This window comes from Mucilaginibacter aquariorum (assembly GCF_024498135.1).
GTDB classification, from domain to species: Bacteria; Bacteroidota; Bacteroidia; order Sphingobacteriales; family Sphingobacteriaceae; genus Mucilaginibacter; species Mucilaginibacter aquariorum.
In genome coordinates, this window is sequence record NZ_JANHOH010000001.1 from 2,426,149 (window position 1) to 2,451,900 (window position 25,752).

Here is a 25,752-nt window from a genome sequence, read left to right on the forward strand (position 1 = left end):
GGGCAAAAATAGCTATAATTGAATTAAGCTTCCTTCAGAATTGTATTAAATAATCTTATTTACACCCGGAATTTTAACTAATATCAACCCTAACAAAAAGCTACCGGCCACAGCTAAAGGCGCCACTATTAATAATTTCAAGGCCGGCTCTAAAGCCCAGCCGCTTAGCGCAACGGTTAAGGATATGACCACCAAAGGATGGAAAATATATACCGCAAATGTGCTGCGCGATAGATCATTTAGAAAAACTGAGGGTTTGTTCCATCTGTGTTTACCTATGCAAAGCAAGGCGGTTATAATAGTAAACCCAACCAATTGTTCCCAGATGGCATACCACGCCGATTGCCAGTGTATACCACCGATAAACCAATCACCCGGAAAATTCAAAACGGTTTCTACCACAAAAAAAAGTGGAAAGCCAATTACAACAAGGCAAATAGCCATTGTGCGCATGAGTTTACCCGGCTCATATTTAACATCATTCAGCCATTTGCTTCTGGCGGCTATCAAACCTAAAATAAATAAGGCGATATACTGTGGAAAATGCCCCAACTGAAAGCCCAGCGGTTTAAGCACCCACCCTACCGGGAAAACGATGCGGACCGTAAAACTTATCAGCCCGATAATCACCGCGAAAAGCAGGATGGTGGTAACCGTGGGTAATTTAACCACTTTGGCTAAAGGCGTTACAGCTACTCTGTATAATACATACAACAGCGTAAAAACCAGCAGGGCGGCAACAAACCAAAGTACACCAAAATCTACCCAGGGGTGAAAACCGCCCAGGTATTGCAGGTAGGTGATATTCTGTCCTTCGGCCCATTTGTAGGGTATAAAACTTAAAACCGGCGACAGTACGAACGAATAGAACAGTAAGGGGATCCCTAACCTGACGAGCCTGTCGGTGATAAATTTCACAGGGCCTTTTTTATCGTATGATGAGGGGACAAACAATGCCGACAGGAAAAAGAAAAAACCCATAAAAAAAGCCTGGTTAACAGATACAAACGCTGTCATGGGGACGATGGCTCCTGCTATGGTTGTTTTCTGCGAATAGTACCAGCCGCCCGGCGCACCGTATGCTATAAAAGTATGATGCAAAATAACCAGCATGGTAAGCACCACCTTTAGGTGATCGATGTAGTTTATTTTTGCTTTGGGCTGGATAAGTGCAGGTTGCGATTCTGAGTTAGGCATTATGGTTGGGGTATGGTATAAAAATAGTGTAAATTTTATTCTATTCCTCTTTTTGTCGTGGTAGGGTCTCACATAGCGCATTTTTGGCGCAATCGCCCCCTTAGATTGTCATTATACCACCCCTAAATAGTTGTGTTATGGCTATAGCTTTGTATTGTACATGATTGATAAAGGTAATTAAACTTATAAATGCTATGAAAGACGAAATTTTAAACCGTTTTGATAAAACGACAGATGAGCTAATTGGATTACTTACCCCGCTTACCCAGGAACAACTAAATAAGGTTCCTTTTGAAAACAGCTGGACAGCGGGTCAGGTAGGCGATCATCTTTGTAAATCGTATGATGCAACTGGTGTTTTAAATGGGAATGTAAAGGCAACAGATCGCGTACCCGATGAAAAATTGGGAGAGGTAAACAAGCTGTTTTTAGATTTCAGTATAAAAATGCAATCGCCAAAAGAAATCCTTCCAACAAATGATGATATAAACAAAGGCAACCTGCTCACCTCGTTAAAAACAAGAATTGCATCTTTACGGGAGGTAATTATCAATAAAGATCTGACAAAGATCTGCCTGGATTATGCCATACCGGGCTTTGGCGAATTTACCCGTATGGAATGGATTGGCTTTATTACCGTTCATACTCAAAGGCATATCCATCAGCTAAAAAATATCAGTTCAAATATCAATTGAATATTTTGTTAACGCAGGGTTGGATTTAATGGTGACGTTATTTCGTCAGTATAGTATTTTTTAAATTATTCATTATCAGTTATTTATGAGTTCACAATGGTGTTCACGGCCATGAACGTGAACACTTCTCACGCCATTTACTAAAATTGTCATGGGTAACGACAGTGAAGGATGACAAAACGGAATAAAAGAAAGGCCTCGTTAACCGAGGCCTTTCTTTTACAAACTGTTTATCCAGTCTACAAGTTCTTCACGGGTTTTACCCGTTTTTTGTTGCAGGCGGCCAAGTGTTTCGTCGTCCTTGCCTTCTTCGTGGGCCAGATCGTCATCGGTTAAATCGCCGTAAGCTTGTTTTATTTTCCCTTTCAGCTCGTTCCAACCGCCCTTTAATTCTAATTTGTCCATGATTTGTTCTCCTATTTAGATGTATAAGATTAACAAGTCAAAGTGTTCTTAGTTTAGATTAAATTAACTTTCGCTTTAACACTTCTTGCAAAAAGCTCAAAGTCTGCATCAGGCAAAAAGTTTATATAGTAATAATAAAGTCCGGCAGGTGATATCTCTCCTAATTCGCCGTTACCTATCTCAAATTTTCCCCTATACATTATATCAAGCGTACCAGAATCCGTGTTTGTTGTATCTAATTTGGAGCAATAACGTTCGATAGTGCAACCGTCAAAAACTACTTCGACGCCTTTAAGCTCACTTTTACAATACTTGTTAGGTTTAAACGAAAGCGTTAATTGCTTTTTAGAACTTGAAAAATCAATAGCGTCACAATCAAATTCATTATGTAAATCGATGTGTAAGTCCTCGAGTTCAAATTCCGCAAAACTTTTAAATAACTCAGAATTTGTAAGGTCTATTTCCATCTTGTGCCTTAGCTCTAAAGTGCCCCTTCCTTAATCTCATCTACTATAGCAGGGTCAAGTAAGGTAGAGGTATCGCCCAAATTAGAGGTATCGCCTTCGGCTATTTTTCTTAAGATCCTTCGCATAATTTTACCCGAGCGTGTTTTGGGCAGGCCGCTTACAAACTGAACCTTATCAGGGCGGGCAATGGCGCCAATAATGCGCGATACCGTCATCATAATATCTTTCTTGGTAAGCTCAGGGTCATCATGCAAGTTGGGGCATACCACAAACGCGTAAACGCCCTGGCCCTTAATATCGTGCGGGTAACCTACCACGGCACTTTCTACCACGCTGCTGTGCATATTAATGGCATTCTCTACCTCGGCCGTACCTATACGATGGCCTGATACATTCAGCACATCATCTACACGGCCGGTAATGCGGTAGTAACCATCCTCATCGCGCAGGCAGCCATCGCCTGTAAAATACAGGTTTGGATAAGTGGCGAAATAGGTTTGGCGGCACCGTTCATGATCGCCATAAGTGGTACGTAGCATACCCGGCCAAGGGAACTTGATGCAAAGGTTGCCGTTAACGCCATTTCCTTCTACCTCTTTACCTGTATCGTCAATAAGTACAGGCTGCACGCCCGGCAGTGGCAAGGTTGCGTACCCTGGCTTTAAAGGCGTAATATTAGCAATTGGCGATATCATGAAACCACCGGTTTCGGTTTGCCACCAGGTATCAACAATAGGGCAATTCCCTTTACCTATCTTTTCGTCGAACCAGTGCCATGCTTCTTCGTTAAGTGGCTCACCTACCGAGCCGAGTTTTGTTAATGAGCTAAAATCTTTTCCCTTCACCACATCATCGCCAAAGCTCATCAGCGAGCGGATGGCGGTTGGGGCGGTATATAATATATTAACCTTAAACTTTTCTACAATATCCCACAAACGGCCTGCATTTGGCCAGGTAGGGATGCCTTCAAACAATACCGTAGTAGCACCCTGGCTCAACGGCCCGTAAGCGATGTAGGAGTGGCCGGTTATCCAGCCAATATCTGCCGTACAAAAATAAACCTCGCCCGGTTGGTATTGGAACGCGTTACTGAAGGTATAACCGGTATAGACCATGTAACCGCCACAAGTATGTACAACACCTTTTGGCTTGCCTGTAGAACCCGAGGTATACAGTATGAACAGCATATCCTCTGCATCCATTTCTTCGGCAGGGCATTCTATATTTCCTTGTGTTTCTACTTTTTGCACTTCATCTTCCCACCATACATCGCGGCCTTTTATCATAGATACCGGCGTACGGCTGCGGGTAAGTACAATAACCCTTTTAATAGACGGGCACTGCACCAGCGCGTCGTCAATAATTGATTTCAGCGGCACTTCTTTTGTACCACGGAAGCTGCCATCGGCAGTAATCACAATATTACATTCGGCATCCTTTATCCTATCGGCAATTGATTGCGCCGAAAAACCACCAAATACCACCGAGTGAATTGCGCCTATCCGGGCGCAGGCCAAAACTGCAATAGCCAGTTCCGGCACCATAGGCATATATATACAAATGCGGTCGCCTTTTTTTGCGCCATTGTTTTTCAATACGTTGGCAAACTGACAAACTTTACTATGCAATTGGCGGTATGTTAAAACACGGTGGTTCTCTGACGGATTATTCGGTTCCCAGATAATTGCGGGGGTATCACCGTTCTTTTCTAAATGGCGGTCAAGGCAGTTCTCAGTAATATTAAGTTTGGCTCCCTTGAACCATTCTATTTTTGGTTCTTTAAAGTTCCAGTCTAAAACCTTGTCCCACTTCTTTCTCCATAAAAAATTATTGGCAATGTCTTCCCAAAATTGTTCAGGTTGTTCAACGCTTTTGCGGTACACCTGCTGGTATTCTTCAAATGATTTAACTTGCATGGTAGTATATAAATGGTGGCGTAAATTAGTAATTTATGCGTAATCTGCGTATTAAATTTCATCTTTTTAAAGTATTTTAAAAAGTATTTAATTACTATGGCGTGTCCGAAAAAATACAACATGGCTTTTGCTTAGATATTTGTAGTTTTACATAGTGAAAAAATACTTTTTAGAAATTTACTTTCCCATCGGTATCGTTATAGGCTCATTTTTAGCGCTATTTTCCGGCATAAGCCTTTTTATGGCTATGCTAATGAGTGTATTGTTTGTGATGCTTGCCCATTTATCGATAAATAAAAGAGCTCGGCAAATGGCATTATTTCAATTAAAAAACATCTTTTCGTCTACAAAAAAAGATTTTTGAAATATTTTAAAAACACTGTTGTCTATCTCAGTTAAAAATCTGATATTTGCAAACTCTTTTTAGGAAAAGAACGAGAATTAAAAAATATTTGTCATGTCAAGAATTTGTGATTTAACAGGAAAAGGCTACATGAATGGCTTTAACGTTTCTAACTCAAACGTTAAAACTAAACGCAAGTTTTATCCAAACTTAAAACTTAAAAGGTTTTATATCCCTGAAGAAGATAAATGGATCACTCTAAAAGTATCTACTTCAGCACTTAAAACTATCACCAAAAACGGTATTACAGCTTGTATCAACAAGTTTGTTAAAAAAGGCTCTATTTAATATTAATAGATTGTTGGGGCTACAGTTAAAGATGTGATATCTTAACAATTGGCAGGCAACTCAAAACATAAAAGAAAATGGCTAAGAAAGGCAACAGGGTTCAGGTAATTTTAGAATGCACAGAGCATAAAACCAGCGGCATGCCGGGTATGTCTCGTTATATTACCACCAAAAACAAAAAGAACACTACCGAAAGACTGGAAATGAAAAAATTCAACCCGGTTTTAAGAAAAGTAACTTTACACAAAGAGATTAAATAATCTAAGCTTGATTGCTGTAGATTATGCATGATTTATATCAGCATAATTGTAAGCACAACTTATAAAACATAACAACATGGCAAAGAAAGTAGTTGCAACCCTGAAAGTAGCGGGTAAAGGAAAAGAGTTTTCAAAAGTAATAACAATGAATAAATCACCACGTACAGGTGCTTACTCATTCAAAGAGCAGATCGTTGCTAACGATTTCATTAAAGATGCTATTGCAGGTAAACTGTAATTACTTTTGATAAAAATATAAAAGCCGTCTTGTTGATAACGAGAGGGCTTTTTTTGTTACTGGCGGATGTGCTGATATAATGATGTGCTAATGACATCTAATATTTAAGCATCCCGGTTAGAATTGTTAATTTGCATATCTGCACATTTAAAATCTGCACATCTAACTTATGGGATTATTTGATTTTTTCAAGAAAAAGGAAACCACACAGCAGGAACAGCAGGCGCTTGATACCGGCCTGGAAAAAACAAAAGACAATTTCTTCTCCAAGATAACCAAAGTAATTGCCGGTAAAAGCACCGTTGATGATGATGTGCTGGATGACCTGGAAGAAGTGCTGGTAACGTCTGACGTTGGTGTAAGCACCACCCTAAAGATCATCGAACGTATACAAGCCCGTGCTGCCAAAGATAAATACGTTAACACATCAGAACTTAATAAGCTTTTAAAGGACGAGATACAGCATCTGCTTGCCGAAAACAACAGCAACGATTTCCAGAACTTTGAGTACGGCGATCATAAGCCTTACGTTATCATGGTTGTCGGCGTTAACGGAGTGGGTAAAACCACTACCATAGGCAAACTGGCCCACAAATTAAAACAAGCCGGCAACAAGGTAGTATTAGGCGCTGCCGATACCTTTCGTGCTGCGGCGGTAGATCAGCTACAGCTTTGGGGCAAACGTGTTGATGTAAAGGTGATAGCACAACCCATGGGCAGCGACCCGGCATCTGTAGCTTACGATACCCTGCGATCGGCCGTAGCCAATGGCGACGATGTAGCAATTATTGACACTGCTGGCCGTTTACATAATAAGGTTGGTTTAATGAACGAGTTAACCAAGATCAAAAATGTGATGCAAAAGGTTGTACCCGGCGCACCGCACGAGATCTTGCTGGTACTGGATGCATCAACCGGGCAAAACGCTATTGAGCAATGCAAACAATTCACCGAAGCTACCGCGGTTAATGCATTGGCATTAACCAAATTAGATGGCACCGCAAAAGGCGGTGTAGTGATAGGAATATCTGACCAGTTTAAAATACCGGTAAAATATATAGGTGTAGGCGAAGGCATGGAACACCTGCAACTATTCGACAGGCAAGCGTTTGTGGATAGCCTGTTTAAATAAGAAATTAATAAAGCGTCGTTGCAAGGGATAAGAGAATGACGCGAGTGAAAAAGCAATGAGGACAAAAACAATTAGCAAGCCGATACTAACCAGTAAACCCCGTGTAAACGTGGTTACTTTAGGCTGTTCAAAAAATATTTACGATAGTGAAGTACTCATGGGCCAGCTTAAAGGCAGCGCCTTTGATGTGGTACATGAGTCGCAGCAAATGCGCAGCGATGATATTATTGTAATAAACACTTGTGGTTTTATTGATAATGCAAAGCAAGAATCAATAGATACCATATTACAATACAGCGAGCTTAAAGACCAGGGTAAAGTTGGCAAAGTTATCGTTACCGGTTGCTTAAGCGAGCGCTATAAGCCCGAATTAGAGTCCGAAATCACCAATATTGATGCTTATTTCGGCACAAATGACCTTCAAAACATCCTGCATAGCATTGGTGCCGATTATCGCCACGAATTGATCGGCGAACGTTTATTAACCACCCCATCGCACTTTGCTTATTTTAAAATTGCCGAAGGTTGCAACCGTCCATGCTCGTTCTGCGCCATCCCATTGATGCGTGGTAAACACGTAAGCACACCGATTGATCAATTGGTGAAGAATGCCGAAAGCCTTGTTAAGAACGGCACAAAAGAGCTGATATTAATAGCACAGGATTTGACCTATTACGGTCTTGACCTTTATGGCAAGCGTAATTTAGACGAGTTGCTGCGCCGCTTAAGCGATGTAAATGGTGTAGAGTGGATAAGGATGCAATACGCCTACCCTTCGGGCTTCCCGATGGAAATTTTGGATGTGATGAACGAGCGCGATAACATTTGCAAATACCTGGATATGCCATTACAGCACATTACAGATAACATGCTAAAATCTATGCGCCGTGGCTTAACCAAGCAAAAAACCATTGACGTGGTTAATGAGATACGCGACCGTGTGCCAAACATTGCCATGCGTACCACGCTGATAACCGGTTACCCCGGCGAAACCCAACAGGATTTTGAAGAAATGGCACAGTGGGTTGAAGATACGAAGTTTGACCGTTTAGGTTGCTTTACTTACTCGCACGAGGAAAAAACACACGCCCATACTTTGGTTGATGATGTTCCCGAAGAAGTAAAACAGGAACGCGCCGATGCTATAATGGAAATTCAGCAAGGCATCTCTTTCGACAAGAACCAGGAGAAGGTAGGCAATACCTATAAGGTACTTATTGATAAAAAAGACGGCGGCTATTTTGTTGGCCGTACCGAATACGATTCACCAGAGGTAGATAACGAGGTCTTGATAGACGCCGCTATTGATTATGCAGCCGTGGGCACTTTTGTCAACGTTAAAATAAACAGCGCCGAAGATTTTGACCTTTATGGACAAATTGTAAAATAAAACCAATTTTACAGGCGGCATGTTGCTAATAAGATTTTAAAATCTAATTTCGACATTCAGATTAAGCGTTTAGGAAAATCTAAGATCGTAAATCTGCAATCGTAAATAAAAATGGACGCAGCCTGTATTGACTATAAAGAAACGGGGTATTTTTCCCAAACGGTTATTGATTATCTGGAAAATGTTCCGGAGCTACGGTCATTTTATAGCCACCGCCCCACTCTTAAAGGTTTTGCCGAACTATTCAATCATAAAAAAGTTATTGCCAACCGCGACTTATTAGCACAGGTTTTAACAGAGCAATATTTTGGGATCTCGCAAAACGGCATCCCCGAATTAGATGCTGCCGATTTCATTCGTAAACGTATCGAGCTACTTAAACTACCCGATACCTACACCGTAACCACCGGCCATCAGCTAAATATTTTTACCGGCCCTTTATATTTTATCTACAAGATAGTTACTGCTATAAAACTTTGCAGGCAACTAAAAGACGCCCACCCCGATAAAAATTTTGTACCCGTTTACTGGATGGCATCTGAAGACCATGATTTTGCCGAGATAAACTACACCAACATTGGTGGTAAAAAAGTACATTGGTGGTATGAAGCATCAGGTGCTACAGGCCGGATAAATCCGGATACCATGCGCCAGGCACTAAACCAATATAAAGGTGTTTTGGGTATTGATGGCCACTCGTCAGAACTTGGCGAAATGGTAGAAACCGCCTACACCAAATTTGATAAGCTTGCCGATGCTACCCGCTACCTGGTGAATGCCCTTTTTGGCCGCTACGGGCTGGTTATTATCGACGCTGACGACCATCGCCTCAAAGAATCTTTTGCGCCCATTATGGAGCAGGATATCATTCAGCAAAACAGCTTTAAAAATATAACCGCTGCTAACGAGCAATTACAAAAGCTTGGCGTACACATACAGGTAAACCCGCGCGAAATAAACTTCTTTTACCTGAAAGATAACCTGCGCGAACGCCTTGTTTTTGAGAACGACCGCTACAACGTAATGAATACCGATATCAGCTTTACCGAGGCTGAACTGAAACAGGAAATTAAAACCGCGCCCGAAAGGTTTAGTCCTAATGTGGTAATGCGCCCGCTGTACCAGGAGTGTATTTTACCAAATATTGCCTATGTAGGTGGTGGTGCCGAGCTGGTTTACTGGCTGGAACTTAAATCAAACTTCGACTTTTATAAGGTAGATTTCCCTATCCTGATACTGCGTAATTCCGGCCTTGTTATCCGTAAGGAAACCGCGGCTAAAATAAAAAGCATGGAGCTTGCCCCTGCCGAGATCTTTAAAAGTGCCGACGAGATAAAAAACAGCTGGGTAAAAAAACACAGCGATCACGACCTTACCCTGGCCGAGGAATGGCGCGAACTGGAACGTGTTTTTGAGAAAATAAAACTGCGCTCGCACAAAATTGACAGCACCCTTGCCCCATCTGCAGCGGCAATACAGGCACGTTTAAAACATGCCGTGGATAACCTGCAAAAGAAAATGGTAAAGGCCGAAAAGCGCAATTACCATACTCGCCTGGAGCAGATAGAACAGATTAAAAAAGATATTTTCCCCAACAACAGTCTACAGGAACGTTCCGAAAACTTTGGTTTGAGCTACGTAAAATGGGGACAGCTTTTCATAGACGAACTTATCCGCAACTTCGAACCGTTAGATTTTAAATTTACAGTTTTAACGGAGTAATAACTTCACCACTTTGTCATGGAGCGTGTCGAACCATTAGCAAACTGTATAATCCTTCGACAAGCTCAGGATGACAATTTATTAGTAAATGGCATGCCAAGTGTTCACGTTCACGACCGTGAACACCATCTCTAACGTTTAAACAACTGATAATAAGGCATTTTAAAAATAAGGCACTGACAAAATAACGTCACCATTAAATCCAAACCCGGCAAAGTCTTTGTCCCCGCAGGGGCGTCTGAAAGAGAGTCTGCGCCCTATATGCAAGTCGCCGCAGGGTCCACGAGGTGAGACCCTGCGGCGACGAAAAAATAAATGACTACTTACCCACGTATACCACCCCATCCTTCATTACAAAATGGATATTCAAAATTGCGTGTATATCCGTATCAATATTGTTGTCCACTGCAATAATATCAGCAAGGAAGCCGATTTTGAGCGCGCCGATTTTGCCGGACATATTAAGCTGCTTTGCTGCGTTTATGGTTGCAAATTGGAGGATTTGTGGGATACTCACCCCTTCTTCTTGATAACCAATGAGCGTATGTTTAGACCAAGCCGCATAAGGCATCTTTACGTCAATGTAATCGTCAGAGCCAGCAGCTATTATAACGCCATATTTGAGGGCGCGTTGCAGCCGGCTGGCCTGGGCATTTAGCATTTTTTTTATTTGCGGCCCAGCGTTTTTGTCATCGGGGTAGGCAATCTTTACATAGTTTGCGAAAATAGTGCTGTCGCCGTCAGTTGGCACCAGTATAACTTTCTTTTTGGCCATCATAATAAGAGTACTGTCCGCCACGTCATAGCCATGTTCAATGCCGTCGACTCCGGCAATTACAGCGTTGTAAACGGCCTGATTATCAGTAGCGTGAGCAGTTACACGAAGGTGATAGCGATGCGCCTCGGTAACTATTGCCCGCATCTCGTCAACCGAAAGTGCGGTACGGTTAGGTGTATTGTTGGAGTAAATTTTTATCACGTTTACCCCTTGAGTGACATTTTCACGCACTGCCTGTATAGCGTCGGTAGGGCTGGTTATTATCCGGTATTCATCATTTGCGATACCGCGATGCTGGTAAATCAGCCCAGGCAGTTGCCCGCCCTCGCTGGACAGTCCCTGCCCGGCACATCTCATACGTGGCCCAATGACCAAACCATCATTAATAGCCTTGCGCAAAGCGATATCGGCAAATTTGCCCGAGTTGCCCAAATCCTGCACGGAAGTGATGCCCGCCTCTAAATAGGCTTTGGCCCTTACAGCCCCATAAATGGCCCGGTAAGCATCCCCCTGCTGAGTTAAGACCTTTTCTAAAGAAAGGGTCGAAAAGTCCATGCCTGGCTGTAACTCTTCCCGAAAAAGCAGATGCGTATGTGAATCAATGAGACCCGGCAAAATAGTGTATTTAGAAAGATCAATAAGCTGATGATCTTGCCTTTCATTGGCTGTAACGTCCTTGTCGGGCTTAACGCCTTCTATCCTGCTGCCATCAACCAACACATCCAAACCGATTTTAAATGTTCCCGTTTCGCTATCAAACAGTTTACCTGTTTTAATGAGATACTTATGGCTGATTTGCGCTTTGGAAAAGTATGGAAGAATTAGCAGGGCGAGGAAAATTGTTTTTTTCATATATAATTATAAGTATTGGTAATGCGAGGCACTTACAAAAGCTAATATAAAAATTCGATAGCCAAAGCATTATAAAACCCGTAAAAGAAACGAGCTCAATAGGTTAATTAATTGAAAAATTAGTGGATTTAATACTGCCTGTGTAAAAGCGGTGTCAGGAGTAGTGGTCATTGCTTGCATATTGCTTTGTCTTCGCAGGGTCTTCTGGAAGAGACCCTGCGCCACATGCAAAGCATCGCAGGGGCCACGAGGTGAGACCCTGCGGCGACTTAAATTTCCTTATTTAGCATTCAATGTAACAACAACCGGCTTTAACCCCGCTGTTGTAGCAGTAACTCTGATACTTCCTACCGTTTCTCTCCCTTTTACAACAGCCAGTGCCAAACCATGGAACGCCTTTACATTATTTGCCCTAAAACTGTCGTGACTAACCGGATTGCCGTTATCAACAGATACAAGCGTTCCGCCAAGTACCGTAAACTTGATACGGTTAGCGGCGTTGGGTACAAGGTTACCATCTTTATCTAAAACCCTAACAGTAATAAACGACAGGTCTTTTCCATCAGCTTTAATATTGCTTCTATCAGCAGTTAGTTCAATTTTAGCAGGTGCTCCTGCAGTTTTTATCTCTTTGGTTAATACAACTTTTCCATTTTTACGTGATACGGCTTTTAAGGTACCCGGCTCAAACTTTAATCGCCACATTACATGCAGGTCATCGCCTGTTTTCTTTTTAATCCCAACAGATTTCCCGTTCAGATACAGTTCAACTTCATCTGCATTGTTATAATATGCCCATATGTCAATCATTTTGCCCGGCTCCCAGTTCCAGTGCGGGAAAATATGCAGCACCGGCTTAGCTGTCCACTCGCTTTGGTACATGTAATAGATATCTTTAGGAAAACCGGCCAGATCTATTATGCCAAAATAAGAACTGCGCGACGGCCAGGTGTAAGGCGTAGGCTCACCCAGGTAATCAAAACCTGTCCAGATAAACATGCCAGATAGGTGGTCATACTTTTTCATCACCTTCCAGGTAGCCTCATGAGTTGAACCCCAAGTCGGCCTGGTGTTGTCATAGGCAGATACATTATTACCTTCTCTTATCAATGGCTTATCCCATTGAGGGGGCCAGATCCGTATACTATCTGATGGCATCTCATAATATCCGCGTGTTTCTAAACCAGACGTAGTTTCGGTAGCGATGAACTTTTTACCCGGAAACCGCTCATGAAATTTAGCGTAATCAAATTCATGGTAATTATACCCGATCAGGTCGAGCGCTCCTGAGGCTATAAGGTTATTGGCTGTACCGGGATCGTTATTGGCCGAAGTTATTGGCCTGTTATCCATTGAGCGGACTATACCCGCCAGTTCGCGTGCTATGTTCCTGCCTGCGGTATCTGTTTTGCTGTATTGCTCCCCAATTTCGTTACCTATGCTCCATACAAATACCGATGGGTGATTACGGTCGCGCAGCAATTGGTCTTGCAGATCGCGTTTATGCCATTCGTCCCAGTATAAATGATAATCATACTTGGTTTTTTGCATCTTCCACATATCAAAGGCTTCATCCATCACAATAAAGCCCATGCGGTCGCAAAGATCAAGCAACTCGGGCGCCGGTGGGTTATGTGATGTACGGATGCCGTTACAACCCATCGCTTTTAATATTTGCAGCTGCCTTTCTAATGCACGGGTGTTTATGGCCGAGCCTAAGCTGCCCAGATCATGATGATCACAAACGCCCAAAATTTTCATAGGCTTGCCGTTAAGCGAAAAGCCCTTATCGGCATCAAAATTAAAATACCGGATGCCTAAAGTATTGGTGTAGGTATCAACCACCTTATCGCCGTCAAAAACCTTGCTTACTACTTTATACAAATAAGGATCATCTACCGACCATAAATGCGGGTTATTTACCTTAAGTGTAGTTTTTAAAATGCTCACCGTATCCCCCTGTTTGGTAGCCGGAGGGACTGTACCGCCTCCCGAAACTAATTTACCATCGGTATTATAAATATAAACCCGGGTGGTGACGCCGGCATTGGCAGCAGCGGCATTATTTATCTTTACCTCAACAGCTACGTCGGCAAATTCATTGTTTACCTGTGGCGTGGTGATGTAAGTCCCCCAATGGTCAATAGCAATTTTATTAGTGGTAACCAGCCACACATTCCTGTAAATACCCGAGCCGGAGTACCAGCGCGAGTTGGGCTGTTCGGAATTATTTACCTTAACCGCAATTACATTTGCCCTACCAAAATTTAAGTATGGCGTAAGCTCGTATCTGAAAGAGATGTACCCATTGGGCCTGAAACCCAGGTGATGCCCGTTTATCCATACATCGCTGTGTTGGTATACACCATCAAAATCGATATACAGCTTTTTGCTTTTTGCCGAGGCCGGAACTGTGAACGTTTTACGGTACCAGCCTATCCCGCCCGGCAGGGCGCCACCTTCGGGGGTTGCGGGGTTATCTTTGCTAAATTGTCCTTCTATGCTCCAATCATGCGGTAAATTTAAAATGCGCCAGTTTTTATCCGCAGTAGTCATCTTTTCGGCATTGCTTACATCGCCTAAATGGAAACGCCAGCCTTTGTCAAAATCGGCTACAGTTCTTGCTTGTTGTGCAAAACATATTGTACTACAAAAAAGTACAGCTATTACAGCGGCTGCAGTTTTTAAAAAAGCTGATAAAGATTGCATTAGGTATATTTTATTTTAAGTGTCAAATATACAATTACCAGCCACAAAGCAAAGTTTTATGTATTAAAAAACTAAGTCCGTTTATAACCGGCCGTATTAATTCCTTTTATTATCTTTATAATCAATTATAGCCAAACCTATATGAAATTCCCCTTAAAGCTATTCATTTTAACTATCGCTTTAATAGTATCAAATATATTCTTTACAGGTTGCTCAAAAAGAAAAGATGCACCAGAACCGGTTACCCCGATAATACCCGTAGTACCTGTAACCCCTGTTCAGGATGAAGTTACTATAACTTCGCTAAATATTAATGAAGGCCACTATAATGAAACCGTACTTATCAATGGCACAGGGTTTAATGCTGTAGCTGAAAAAAACAAAGTGTTTTTTAATAATAAAGAAGCGGCTATCACTGCTGCAACTACTACACAACTAACGGTTACAGTTCCATCGAGCGCAGGTACCGGCACCGTTAAAGTTACTAACGGTAAAAAATCAGCAACAGGCCCATCATTTACTTATAATTACACTTTAGTAAAGTTCGTATGGGCCGGAAGCGGTGCATATGGCGCTACAAATGGCTACGGATTATCCGCATCGTTTAACGTCCCTACCGGATTAGCTGCAAATAGCTTGGGAGATATTTTTGTAGCTGATCAGGATAATAATCTGATTAGAAAGATAACAAAAGAGGGAATTGTATCAACATTTGCCGGAAATGGAACCAAGGGTTCAAAAGATGGAACGGGTACTGCTGCAAGCTTTAACTATCCTTCGGCAATAGCCATTGATAAGAACGGAAACCTGTTTGTAGCTGAAAACGGTGGGTATGTTATCCGAAAAATAACACCTGATGGTGTTGTAACTACTATTGCAGGCAGCGGAATAAAAGGCAACGTTAATGCTTCAGGAAAGTTAGCCCAATTTAATTCACTTAATGGTATCGCTGTAACTGCAAATGGCGACTTGTATGTATGCGATACCGGAAACAATGCCATAAGAAAAATAACAGCGACAGGGGAAGTAACTACTTATTTTCAGGGCAATGGAATTACATCATCTCCACACGCAATAGCTATTGATGATCAAAATAATATTTACGTTGCAGATCCTTATAGAGTTGTACTTAAAATAGATAACGCAGGCACTATAAGTAAATTTAATAATCCAGATAACCTTGCTGACTTTTCTCCGCAAGGTATAACCATTGATAAAAAAGGTGACAAATACATTTTAAATTCAGATGGTAAGATTTTTAAACTTTCTTCTGCAGGCATAATTACGGCAGTTACTGCTTTACCAAACAAGACTGTAAATAATAAAACTGTAAACAGCTTAAAACCCCAGGCAACAGCCGTGATAATCAGGCCTGCCATCACTGCCGATAACCAAGGCAACTTCTATATTTCAGATCTTCGCTATAATCAAATTATAAAAGCAAGCCTGCAATAATTATCCCTAAAAGCTAAAACTGGTATCTGCATCGGGCGCATCAAGTTTGGTACTTTTGCGCTGGCCGCCAACGGTTACATGCAGCATATTTATTTGCTCGGCATGCTGGGCATTTAACAAATCGTCGTGTATATCAATTTTCTTTACAGATGGTATGCCTTTCACTTCAAAATAAGCCCAGGCGCCATCTTCCTGTATCTCGTACCCAACGTAACTTAGATTTAGCAGTTTGCCATCGGCCTTAATGCTCAGGTGTTTCTTTACATACTCGTTTATAAAGCGGTTCAGCTGGGCTTTATCGGCGGGCTTTACAATGTTCAGGGGGACTTTGTTATCTTTCTCCAGCACTCGTTCCAGGTCATCATAAAACATGCGGCAGCTTACCTCAACAGTATGTGTTTTGGGGTTGTGGTTTATCTCGGTAACGCTTACATAAAAGGGGTGAAAAAGCCCGAACCAAAGGATGAATAGCTGCAGCATATTGCCTGTAAAATATATCTTTACGCAAAAAACGATATTTTTATTGTTATTCGCTAATTAATAACGATGCAGGATTTTGGTTTATACTTCCAGCTGGGCTGGCAACATATCTGCGACTGGCAGGGTTATGATCATATTTTATTTGTTACCGTACTTTGCGGTACCTACCTTTTGGCCGACTGGCGCAAAGTACTGGTGCTGGTAACCGCTTTTACAATCGGCCATTCTATTACCCTGGCATTAAGCGTTTTAAACATAGTAAAAGTAAACACATCACTTATCGAATTTCTAATACCGGTTACCATAGTGCTTACCTGTTTGGTAAATATCCTCAGCAAAAACAGAACCGCGTTAACCGTACGCTTCAGTTATTTTTTAGCGCTGATATTTGGGCTGATCCACGGCCTGGGCTTCTCTAATTATCTGAAAAGTTTGCTGGGCACCAGCACCAATATCACTGCGGAATTGTTCGCTTTTAACATCGGGTTAGAGTTTGGGCAGGTACTAATTGTATTATCGGTACTTATTTTGGCTTATGTAATCATAAAATTACTTAAAACGCCCCGCCGCGATTGGGTGTTATTCCTTTCATCTGCTATATTTGGGATAGCTTTTATCATGTGCATTGAACGTTTTGTATTAATAAAATTTAAATGAAGAAACTTTACTACTACCTTTTACCTTGCTTATTGTTTTCAAACGCTGTAATAGCGCAAAACGAAAACAACCCCGGATCTAACCACGGCAACAAATTTGAGCAATTGGGTACCATGCTAAGCACTCCCAACGAGTATCGCTCTGCATCTGGTGCGCCGGGGCCAAAATATTGGCAGCAAAAAGCCGATTACGAGATAACTGCCAAATTAGACGATGATAAACAACGCCTGGATGGTGTAGAAACCATAACCTACACCAATAACTCGCCAGACCCGCTTACCTACCTTTGGTTACAGCTTGACGAGAACGAGCATAAAAAAGATGCCGAGAACCAAAAGTTTGACGAGAGCAAAATGCAAAGCAAAATGAGCTTGCGCCAGCTGCAAGGTATAATGGGCCATGATCTTGACCTGGGTAACCATATTGTAAGCATTAAAGATGTTAACGGCAACGCGCTTAAATACACTATTAACCAAACCATGATGCGGGTAGAGTTGCCTGCAACCTTACAACCGGGCCAAAAGTTCCGCTTTAAGGTAACCTGGTGGTATAACATCAGCGACAGGCTAACAATTGGCGGCCGTGGCGGTTACGAGTTTTTTCCAGAGGATGGAAATTACCTGTATACCATGGCACAGTGGTACCCGCGCATGGCTGTTTACAGCGATTTTCAGGGATGGCAAAATAAACAATTTACCGGTCGCGGTGAATTTGCCTTAGCCTTTGGCGATTTTAAAGTAAACATTAATGTACCTGCCGACCATGTAGTAGGTGGAACAGGCCAGTGCAGCAACTACGCGCAAACCCTTACAACAGCGCAATTAAAACGTTGGAACGAAGCACAAAACGCTACCCAGCCCATTGAAGTGGTAAACCTTAACGAGGTTAAACAACTAATGAAAGGCCACTCAACAGCCCGCAAAACATGGAGCTTCCACGCTGAGAATGTACGTGACTTTGCATGGGTAAGCTCGCGACGAATTGTGTGGGATGCCATGAGCACCCGTGTAGACGGTGGCAAAAAAGTGATGGCGATGTCGTACTATGGCCCCGAGGCTTATGGCCTATATCGTCGTTATTCTACCAAAGTTGTTGCTCATACCCTGCGTAGCTATTCTAAAACAACATTCCCTTACCCATACCCGGTTGCTATTTCTGTTGAAGCATCAAACGGGATGGAGTACCCAATGATATGCTTTAACTATGGCCGTACCGAAAAGGATGGTACATACAGCGAGGCCACAAAAAATGGGATGATAGGCGTTATCATCCACGAGGTTGGTCACAACTTTTTCCCGATGATAGTAAACTCTGATGAGCGCCAGTGGACCTGGATGGACGAAGGCTTGAACACTTTTTGCCAGTACCTTGCCGAGCAGTCATGGGATCCTAACTACCCATCACAGCGTGGCCCGGCTTATAAGATAGTGGATTACATGAAGCTGCCGAAGAACGAGTTGGAACCCATAATGACCAACTCAGAGAACATTACCCGCTTTGGCCCCAACGCCTATGCAAAACCGGCAACGGCATTAAACATACTGCGCGAAACCGTAATGGGCCGCGAATTATTCGACTACGCCTTTAAAACCTACGCACACCGCTGGGCATTTAAACACCCTACCCCTGCCGATCTGTTCCGTACCATGGAAGATGCTTCGGCTGTTGATCTGGATTGGTTTTGGCGCGGCTGGTTCTACGGAACCGACCCGGTTGATATATCGCTGGATAGCGTAAAATACTATCGCCTTAACACTAAAAACCCGGCAAACGAAGCCACGTTCGACCGTGCACAGTTTGACCGCAACCTGGATAACATCAGCACTAAACGCAATAAAGCCGCAGGTGATAAATTTACGGTTGAGGCTGATACCGCCCTGCAAGATTTTTATAGCAAGTGGGACCGCTTTGCCGCCACCCCAATGACCACACAAAGCTATCAGGCCATGTACAACGCTTTAAGCCCGGATGAGAAGAAACTATACGATACCAAAAACTTCTTTTACGAGCTAAGCCTTACTAACCGTGGTGGCTGTGTATCGCCATTAATTATTGAGTGGACCTATACTGATGGCAGCAAGGAAACCGAAACGATATCGGCCTATATATGGCGCCATAACGAGCAAAAGGTAACCAAGGTGTTTGCCAAAACCAAAGAGGTACGTTCTATTAAACTCGACCCTGAACGCGAAACCGCCGATATTGACGAGAGTAATAATAGCTGGCCAAGAGAAATGGCACCAACACGCTTCGAGCTGTTTAAACAGCAAACCCTGCCAAGGGGTGCCACCAGCGGGGCTAACCCAATGCAGCAATCCAGAAAAACAACACCATAACAAAAAGCCTCCCAACATCAGTCGGGAGGCTTTTTGTTTATTAAGTATTTGCCATCAAGTGGCAATGTTTTATTTATTAGTATTGAGCGCTACGTTAAATTTGCCCTCGGTTACAGCTTTAGTTTTTACCGCACCGCCGCCGGCTGCTACTGTTGCAAGATTGCCCTTAAACGTACCTTGTACGTTGGTTGAAGAAGCAGCTGTAATAGTAACACTTACCGCATTTGCAGCAATACTATCGTCGTTCAAATAGCTTTCATTACTGGCTGTTAACAATAAAATTGTTGGTTTATTGGGATCAGCAGCGCCCCCTGAAGTGTAGGTTTGTCCGGCTGTTAATGCGCCAATTACCGATATTGATATTTTATTCCCTTTAGCATCGGTGCCTTGTATACTGGTAACAGTAGCAGCACCAGCTTCGTTGGTTGTTGCCAGCATATTGGTATTAAATTCTGTTAAGGTACCGTCAATTTTGGCTGTCACCGCAGCTTCCGGAATTACTGGTACATCTCCATCTTTTGTGCATGAGCTAAATGTAATTGTTCCTAATGCCAGGGCCGATAAAAATAATGTTTTGATAAATTTCATAGATGTATAAATGTTAATTAATAAAAATGTACTTCTGTAGGCTGTACAGCACTCAAACGCATTTTACATACATTTGTTTTAATTAAAGAGCACAAAATTATACACGTGCGAAACAACCAGTCATTAATTTCCAATCATAAACACAAACTCAAAAAGCACGAAGAGCACAGAGGTTAACTAAATCTCACAAAAGAAACCTCCGTGTTCCCATGCCTAAAATTTTATATTGGTACAAGTAAGTATTTTATTCATCCATATAAAAAAGCGATAGACCGGCACATAAAAAACATAGATGTAAAGGCATTTTTAACCGTTAAAAAAAATGCCCATGCTTATGCATGGGCATTTACTTATTAATGGGTGCTTTTATTGTAAAAACACATATGCTTTGTTACCGTACTCCTGGTAAACATGCAATTGTTTAGTAATTGATGTGTTGTTGGCATTAACGGTAACCGAGTAATCCCCTGTTTCCAGTTCAGAAAGGTTGTAAGCTTTTTCTATCGTTTTGCCTTTTGCCAATTTATCATTCAGTATCACCTGGTTGTTTTTATCGGTAATAATAACCGAACCAGCTGCCGTGGTTTGTTGTATACTAATGCCGAAACCTAAAGCGGTACGCATGGCCTGTACAACTATAGCGCTGTTTGCATCGTCGTTGTTATTAACAATACTTTTGGCTGGTGTGGCTGCAAATAAACCTGTACTTAATACTAATAATAATGCTGCTAATGTGAATGACTTTTTCATGATCTTTTCGTTTTAATTATGTTTTTAAATTTTGTTATGAACTTTCAATGCTCAAAGAAACAGCTGTTTACATTACTAAAAAAACGCGATAGACCAGCGGCAGCGACAAATAGACGGAAGCCCGTTTTTGTTCTGCGAAAGCCGAATTAAGGGAATTGTAGGGTTAAAGCTTAACCCCAACCGGTAAAAACGCCTGCTCATCGGTAAACTTTGATTGCCTGTAGATTTTATTGGCATATTGACCGCAGCATTTGTAATATTGTGATAACCTGTCCATTAAACCTAAAGGGAATGATATTTCAAAGATCTAAAAGCACATTGGTTAACATCCTTATTCAAACCCTTATATGGATAGTGTTGGGTATAGTACTGCTATTTAATCAGCCCCTTGGGTGGAATATTGAGGTACCTTGTCAATTTTGGATAAAGCAGGTATTTATTTTCTTCCTGCTGATAGCCGCCTACTACTTAAATGCCTATACGTTAGTCCCCAGGTTTTTACTGAAGAACCGTACAGGTATTTATTTTTTACTGATAGCGTTGGTCATAGCCGTTATAATGGTACTCACCAGTTGGATCGATAACTATCTTGAACTTCCACGCCTTTTCTACGAAGCGTTTATGAAGAAAAAGAACTCATTACAAAGCATCAAGGGCAAGCATGGCTATGATATTCTTACACTGGCTATATCGGCATTGGTATTGGGCATAAGCACCAGCATCACCACTACCCAGATCTGGCAGCGCGACAAACAACGCCATCAGGAAATGGAGCAGGAAAAGATCAGTTCGGAGCTATCCTTTTTAAAAGCGCAGATAAACCCGCATTTCTTTTTTAATACCCTAAATAACATATACGCGCTTACGGTAGTCAACGTAGAAACATCGCGTACTGCCCTGCATCAGCTATCGCGGATGATGCGATATGTGCTTTACGATACCCAAAACAGCACCGCCCTGTTAAGCCAGGAGATAGCTTTTATTAAAGATTATATTAGCCTGATGCAATTAAGGCTTACCGACAAAGTAACAGTGAATTTCAGCAGCCCAAGCCCTTTAAAAGATTTTGCGGTGGCACCAATGCTGTTCCTCACTTTTGTAGAAAATGCTTTTAAACACGGCATAAGTGATACCCAGCCCAGCACCATTGATGTTATTATTGAGCAGGATGACAATAAGGTGAATTTAACAGTAAAGAACAGCATATATAAAACTCAGGACAGCATAGAAGAGAACCAGGGTATTGGCCTCAATAATACTATCCGCAGGTTAGATCTGCTTTACCCCGGCAAATACACTTTAAAGGTTGATGATACCGGCGAAGGAAATATGTATATTGTTAACTTAACCATTCAGCTGTAACATATGACTATAAATTGCATAGCTGTTGATGACGAGCCTTTAGCCCTTGGGCTGATCTGTGCTTTTATTGAGCAAACGCCTTTCCTGAATTTGGTTGGCCGCTACAGCAGTGCGGTGGAGGCTTTGAGTGGGTTACAGGAGCATAAAGTAGACCTCATATTTTTGGATATACAAATGCCAAACCTTAACGGCATCGAGCTTGCCCGGGTATTGGACAGCCGCGGGCCAAACAAACCCCGCATCATTTTCACTACAGCTTATAACCAGTTTGCTTTGGAAGGATATAAGGTAGACGCGCTGGATTACCTGCTGAAACCTTTCAACTACGAAGAGTTTTTGCATGCATCAAACAAAGCTTTGGCTTATGCAGAGTTACTGCAAAAATCAAATGCTCAACCCGCCGCAGAACCGGCAGCCCCCGAACGTGTGGAAGATGATTACCTGTTTGTAAAGGTAGAGTATCAGTTAGTGCGCATTGCCCTTAATGATATTTTGTACATGGAAAGCCTGAAGGATTATGTAAAGATCTTCCTGAAAAATACCGAGAAAGCCATCCTGACCCTCAGCAGCCTGAAAGCCCTGGAAGAAAAGCTACCCGCCAAGCGTTTTATGCGCGTGCACCGCTCGTATATTGTATCGCTCGATAAAATAAACTCCATCACCCGTAATGCACTTCAAATTGGCAAAATAAATATTACCGTAGGCGACCAGTACAAAGAGGAGTTCGGTAAGTTTTTGAGTAAGTGGGTGTAACCCGTAGGACGAGAAAGTAATTAAACTGCCATAACTCTCCGGCATGTATTTAAGCGTAAACCAAATTAATATTCTATTCGTTTATAAGATAACTATGAATATTCAGAAAATAACATTTGGCAACGGCTGCTTTTGGTGCACCGAAGCTATCTTCCAGTCGGTAAAGGGCGTAATATCAGTAACATCCGGCTATACGGGCGGGCATACAAAAAAACCAACCTATATGGAAATTTGTAATGGCGATACCGGCCATGCAGAAGCTTTAGAGGTAGAATTTGATGCTGATGTACTATCATTGGATGAACTGTTGCTGGTTTTTTTTAAAACACACAATCCAACTACGCTTAACCGCCAGGGTAATGATGTAGGCACGCAATACCGTTCGGCCATATTTTACCATACCGATGAGCAAAAGCAACGATCGGAAGAGATGATCCGGAAACTAACCGAAGAGAAAGTTTATGATAAACCAATTGTAACCGAAGTTACCCCGGTAAGTGAGTTTTACAAGGCCGAAGATTCTCATCAAAATTATTACAATGATAACCCCATGAAGCCGTATTGCGCCTTTGTGATACAGCCCAAATTAAATAAGTTTGTAAAAGAATTTACTGATAAAGTAAAGCCCGAACTTTTATAACCGGGTAAATATTTAAATGAAGAGATCATTAACCGTCCTGCTGGCAGGTACCCTATTATTGGCCGCCTGTTCCACCCCAAAAAAAATCGAAAGCACATCTATTGCTAACAATGGCAAAGTTTGGGCTTCACTTTGGCAGCAACGGTCGGCAGAGTATAAAGCATTATGTTTCCAGGCTTATAACATTGCTAAACTACGCCTGGATGAGGCACTAAAAAACCCGGGTGGCAAACCACTGGCCTTAGTTACGGATATTGATGAAACAGTTTTAGATAACAGCCCGTACGATGCCATGCGTGCTGCAAAAAACGAAGAATACAGCCTGGCCACCTGGAAAGCATGGACAGCCAAAGCCGAGGCAGATACCGTACCCGGGGCTCCTGCATTTTTTAAATACGCGGCGTCAAAGGGTGTGGCGGTTTTTTATATCACCAATCGTGATGAAGATGAACGTGCGGGCACGATTAAAAACTTGCAGCGATACAACTTACCTAACACCGATAACGAGCATGTGCTGTTAAGGCAAACATCGTCCAGCAAAGAAACCCGCCGCCAGCAAGTATTGAAGAATTATAATATTGTGTTGCTTTGCGGCGATAATCTGCCCGATTTTGATATGCTATACGATAATAAACCTGCCGAGCCCAACAGACAGGCGGCTACCGAGCAATTGAAAAAAGAATTTGGCAGTAAGTACATTGTGATACCTAATGTATCTTATGGTGATTTTGAGGGCGCTTTGTTTAATTACAACTACAAGCTAATCGGCGCACAAAAGGATTCGATCATCAGGGCGAAGATTAAGGTAGATAAGCAGTAGGGCCTCACCCCCGCCCCTCTCCAAAGGATAGGGCGTAAAAGTTATTTTTAAAATCCTCTCCTTTGGAGAGGATTTAGGTGAGGCTTTTTTTCCTATTTTTATACAAAAAGAAACACTCCGCAAACTTGTTTGTTGATAATCCTTTAAACCTCACAACGCATGACCACCCTTGAGAATGAATTTCTGAAAGTTACCATTGATGCCAAAGGCGCGCAGCTAACTTCATTATATAATAAAGAAACTGGTGTTGAACAACTCTGGCAGGCCGACCCTAATGTTTGGGGCTACCATGCGCCAAACCTGTTCCCTATTGTTGGCGGGTTACTGAACAATGAACTACATGTTGACGGCAAAACCTACAGCATGAACAGGCACGGCTTTGCAAGGCAGTCGGATTTTATTCTGTTGGATAGTGACGATGCACACGCTGGTTTCTCGTTACCGCACTGCGAGAAAACGCTGGCTGTATTCCCTTATAAATTCGATTTTCAGGTATTGTATACACTGATTGAAAACGCGCTGCGGGTAACGTATAAGCTGATCAATCGAGACACAAAACCGGTTTACTTTTCGGTAGGCGGGCACCCCGCGTTTAATGTACCGTTTAACGCAGGCGAAAATTATGAGGATTACTACCTGGAGTTTGAAACACAAGAGAAGCTGGAAACTCATGTGCTAAATGCTGATGGCCTGTTCAGTGGCGAAAAGCATCCTGTGGCTACACCTAATAAAAGACTCTACCTAACCCGCGAATTATTTGCCGGGGACGCATTGGTTTTTAAGAATTTACAATCGCGCATGGTAACCATTAAGAGTGATAAACACAACCAAACACTATCGGTTGAGTTTCCGCATTTTAATTACCTGGGGCTTTGGGCTAAACCTGGTGCCGATTTTGTATGCATTGAACCATGGCTGGGTTGTGCAGATTCGGCTGGTGAACCCAAAGATATTACTGTGAAAGAAAATATACAAAAAACCGTTGTAGGCCATGTTTTTGAGGCATCTTTTTACATCAGCATATGAAAGTTGATTATTTTATATATTTTTTAAAACATTTGAATTGTTTTTAAGCTTATCACTAAAATACTTACATATAACAACACAACTATGAAAAAGAAAATCTATCTAATTGCTATGACAATGCTACTTACTGTAGCTGCCTTTAACAGTAATGCTGCAACATTTACTGACAAGAAAGATGTTTATAAAGAAGCTGCTGCCAACATGACCAAAGAGCAGAGAGTAGCCCGTGTTGAAGAGATAAAGACGCGTGTTGAAGAGATAAAAGCAATGGACAAATCTCAGTTGAACAAAGCAGAAAAGAAAGAATTAAAATCTGAATTAAAAGAACTTAAGCAAGAAGCACAAGCCATGGGCGGCGGTGGTATTTACCTTTCTATTGGTGCAATTATCATCATCATTTTAGTATTGATCCTGATCTTGTAATTAAAACATA

The 25,752-nt window shown here is 42.1% G+C and carries 25 protein-coding genes; 16 read left to right on the plus strand and 9 right to left on the minus strand.

Annotation, left to right across the window (positions count from 1 at the left end):
• Positions 1–45: 45 nt before the first annotated feature.
• The gene (locus NPE20_RS10635) at positions 46–1,197 is read right to left on the minus strand and encodes an acyltransferase family protein (RefSeq protein WP_256538603.1); all 1,152 of its coding nucleotides are present in this window, start codon (positions 1,195–1,197) and stop codon (positions 46–48) included.
• A 194-nt stretch (positions 1,198–1,391) separates the two neighbouring features.
• Here NPE20_RS10635 and NPE20_RS10640 point away from each other — a divergent pair, with 194 nt between their 5' ends.
• On the plus strand, positions 1,392–1,892 hold the full coding sequence (locus tag NPE20_RS10640) for a DinB family protein (protein ID WP_256538604.1): 501 nt from the start codon (positions 1,392–1,394) through the stop codon (positions 1,890–1,892).
• A 219-nt stretch (positions 1,893–2,111) separates the two neighbouring features.
• Here the strand turns inward: NPE20_RS10640 and NPE20_RS10645 are convergent, their stop codons facing one another.
• Genes NPE20_RS10645 through acs form a run of 3 tightly spaced genes read right to left on the minus strand, consistent with a single transcriptional unit; the run spans position 2,112 to position 4,680 of the window.
• The gene (locus tag NPE20_RS10645) at positions 2,112–2,297 is read right to left on the minus strand and encodes a CsbD family protein (RefSeq protein WP_256538605.1); all 186 of its coding nucleotides are present in this window, start codon (positions 2,295–2,297) and stop codon (positions 2,112–2,114) included.
• A 53-nt stretch (positions 2,298–2,350) separates the two neighbouring features.
• On the minus strand, positions 2,351–2,764 hold the full coding sequence (locus NPE20_RS10650; RefSeq protein ID WP_256538606.1) for a hypothetical protein: 414 nt from the start codon (positions 2,762–2,764) through the stop codon (positions 2,351–2,353).
• A 14-nt stretch (positions 2,765–2,778) separates the two neighbouring features.
• The gene (gene acs / locus NPE20_RS10655) at positions 2,779–4,680 is read right to left on the minus strand and encodes an acetate--CoA ligase (RefSeq protein WP_256538607.1); all 1,902 of its coding nucleotides are present in this window, start codon (positions 4,678–4,680) and stop codon (positions 2,779–2,781) included.
• A 457-nt stretch (positions 4,681–5,137) separates the two neighbouring features.
• On the opposite strand from acs, the gene rpmB reads away from it, so the two are divergent.
• The 6 genes from rpmB to bshC all read left to right on the plus strand — a co-directional run bounded on the left by rpmB (position 5,138) and on the right by bshC (position 10,113).
• Positions 5,138–5,371, plus strand: coding sequence for a 50S ribosomal protein L28 (gene rpmB / locus NPE20_RS10660; protein WP_067063465.1), 234 nt, complete (start codon positions 5,138–5,140; stop codon positions 5,369–5,371).
• Positions 5,372–5,448: 77 nt separating this feature from the next.
• A complete protein-coding gene (gene rpmG, locus NPE20_RS10665; RefSeq protein ID WP_121246452.1) occupies positions 5,449–5,631 on the plus strand; it encodes a 50S ribosomal protein L33 in 183 nt (60 codons plus the stop codon).
• A gap of 76 nt (positions 5,632–5,707) precedes the next feature.
• Complete coding sequence (locus tag NPE20_RS10670) at positions 5,708–5,869, plus strand: DUF4295 domain-containing protein (RefSeq protein WP_256538608.1); 162 nt, start codon at positions 5,708–5,710, stop codon at positions 5,867–5,869.
• Between the two features lie 169 nt (positions 5,870–6,038).
• Positions 6,039–7,001, plus strand: a complete 963-nt coding sequence (ftsY, locus tag NPE20_RS10675; protein ID WP_256538609.1) for a signal recognition particle-docking protein FtsY — start codon at positions 6,039–6,041, stop codon at positions 6,999–7,001.
• 55 nt (positions 7,002–7,056) lie between these two features.
• Positions 7,057–8,391 carry a 30S ribosomal protein S12 methylthiotransferase RimO gene (gene rimO, locus NPE20_RS10680; protein ID WP_256538610.1) on the plus strand — a complete coding sequence of 445 codons (1,335 nt, stop codon included), beginning with the start codon at positions 7,057–7,059 and terminating at the stop codon, positions 8,389–8,391.
• A 111-nt stretch (positions 8,392–8,502) separates the two neighbouring features.
• Positions 8,503–10,113, plus strand: coding sequence for a bacillithiol biosynthesis cysteine-adding enzyme BshC (gene bshC, locus NPE20_RS10685; RefSeq protein ID WP_256538611.1), 1,611 nt, complete (start codon positions 8,503–8,505; stop codon positions 10,111–10,113).
• A gap of 319 nt (positions 10,114–10,432) precedes the next feature.
• Here the strand turns inward: bshC and NPE20_RS10690 are convergent, their stop codons facing one another.
• Positions 10,433–11,743, minus strand: a complete 1,311-nt coding sequence (locus tag NPE20_RS10690) for an amidohydrolase family protein (protein ID WP_256538612.1) — start codon at positions 11,741–11,743, stop codon at positions 10,433–10,435.
• A gap of 279 nt (positions 11,744–12,022) precedes the next feature.
• A complete protein-coding gene (gene galB / locus NPE20_RS10695; protein WP_256538613.1) occupies positions 12,023–14,452 on the minus strand; it encodes a beta-galactosidase GalB in 2,430 nt (809 codons plus the stop codon).
• 141 nt (positions 14,453–14,593) lie between these two features.
• Between galB and NPE20_RS10700 the strand changes: the two genes are divergently transcribed.
• Entirely contained in the window at positions 14,594–15,907 is a 1,314-nt protein-coding gene (locus NPE20_RS10700) for an IPT/TIG domain-containing protein (protein WP_256538614.1), read from the plus strand.
• 6 nt (positions 15,908–15,913) lie between these two features.
• Here the strand turns inward: NPE20_RS10700 and NPE20_RS10705 are convergent, their stop codons facing one another.
• Positions 15,914–16,387 (minus strand): DUF6702 family protein, encoded by a 474-nt coding sequence (locus NPE20_RS10705; RefSeq protein ID WP_256538615.1) that lies wholly within the window; start codon positions 16,385–16,387, stop codon positions 15,914–15,916.
• A 66-nt stretch (positions 16,388–16,453) separates the two neighbouring features.
• On the opposite strand from NPE20_RS10705, the gene NPE20_RS10710 reads away from it, so the two are divergent.
• Together NPE20_RS10710 and NPE20_RS10715 are read left to right on the plus strand one after the other, a co-directional pair.
• Entirely contained in the window at positions 16,454–17,044 is a 591-nt protein-coding gene (locus tag NPE20_RS10710; protein ID WP_256538616.1) for a HupE/UreJ family protein, read from the plus strand.
• Entirely contained in the window at positions 17,041–19,380 is a 2,340-nt protein-coding gene (locus NPE20_RS10715; RefSeq protein WP_256538617.1) for a M1 family metallopeptidase, read from the plus strand. Before NPE20_RS10710 ends, NPE20_RS10715 begins: the two co-directional genes overlap by 4 nt.
• Before the next feature lie 69 nt (positions 19,381–19,449).
• On the opposite strand, the gene NPE20_RS10720 is transcribed toward NPE20_RS10715, so the two are convergent.
• Together NPE20_RS10720 and NPE20_RS10725 are read right to left on the minus strand one after the other, a co-directional pair.
• The gene (locus tag NPE20_RS10720) at positions 19,450–19,968 is read right to left on the minus strand and encodes a hypothetical protein (RefSeq protein ID WP_256538618.1); all 519 of its coding nucleotides are present in this window, start codon (positions 19,966–19,968) and stop codon (positions 19,450–19,452) included.
• A gap of 366 nt (positions 19,969–20,334) precedes the next feature.
• On the minus strand, positions 20,335–20,718 hold the full coding sequence (locus NPE20_RS10725) for a T9SS type A sorting domain-containing protein (protein ID WP_256538619.1): 384 nt from the start codon (positions 20,716–20,718) through the stop codon (positions 20,335–20,337).
• Positions 20,719–21,009: 291 nt separating this feature from the next.
• Between NPE20_RS10725 and NPE20_RS10730 the strand changes: the two genes are divergently transcribed.
• The 6 genes from NPE20_RS10730 (at position 21,010) to NPE20_RS10755 (ending at position 25,742) form a co-directional block, all read left to right on the plus strand.
• Positions 21,010–22,080, plus strand: coding sequence for a sensor histidine kinase (locus tag NPE20_RS10730; protein ID WP_256538620.1), 1,071 nt, complete (start codon positions 21,010–21,012; stop codon positions 22,078–22,080).
• A 3-nt stretch (positions 22,081–22,083) separates the two neighbouring features.
• Positions 22,084–22,833, plus strand: a complete 750-nt coding sequence (locus tag NPE20_RS10735; protein ID WP_256538621.1) for a LytR/AlgR family response regulator transcription factor — start codon at positions 22,084–22,086, stop codon at positions 22,831–22,833.
• 94 nt (positions 22,834–22,927) lie between these two features.
• A complete protein-coding gene (gene msrA, locus NPE20_RS10740) occupies positions 22,928–23,473 on the plus strand; it encodes a peptide-methionine (S)-S-oxide reductase MsrA (protein WP_256538622.1) in 546 nt (181 codons plus the stop codon).
• 16 nt (positions 23,474–23,489) lie between these two features.
• Positions 23,490–24,293: a 5'-nucleotidase, lipoprotein e(P4) family gene (locus NPE20_RS10745; RefSeq protein ID WP_256538623.1), complete on the plus strand. Its 804-nt coding sequence runs from the start codon at positions 23,490–23,492 to the stop codon at positions 24,291–24,293.
• A gap of 159 nt (positions 24,294–24,452) precedes the next feature.
• Positions 24,453–25,319, plus strand: coding sequence for an aldose 1-epimerase family protein (locus NPE20_RS10750; RefSeq protein WP_256538624.1), 867 nt, complete (start codon positions 24,453–24,455; stop codon positions 25,317–25,319).
• Positions 25,320–25,403: 84 nt separating this feature from the next.
• Entirely contained in the window at positions 25,404–25,742 is a 339-nt protein-coding gene (locus tag NPE20_RS10755) for a hypothetical protein (RefSeq protein ID WP_256538625.1), read from the plus strand.
• Positions 25,743–25,752: the final 10 nt, after the last annotated feature.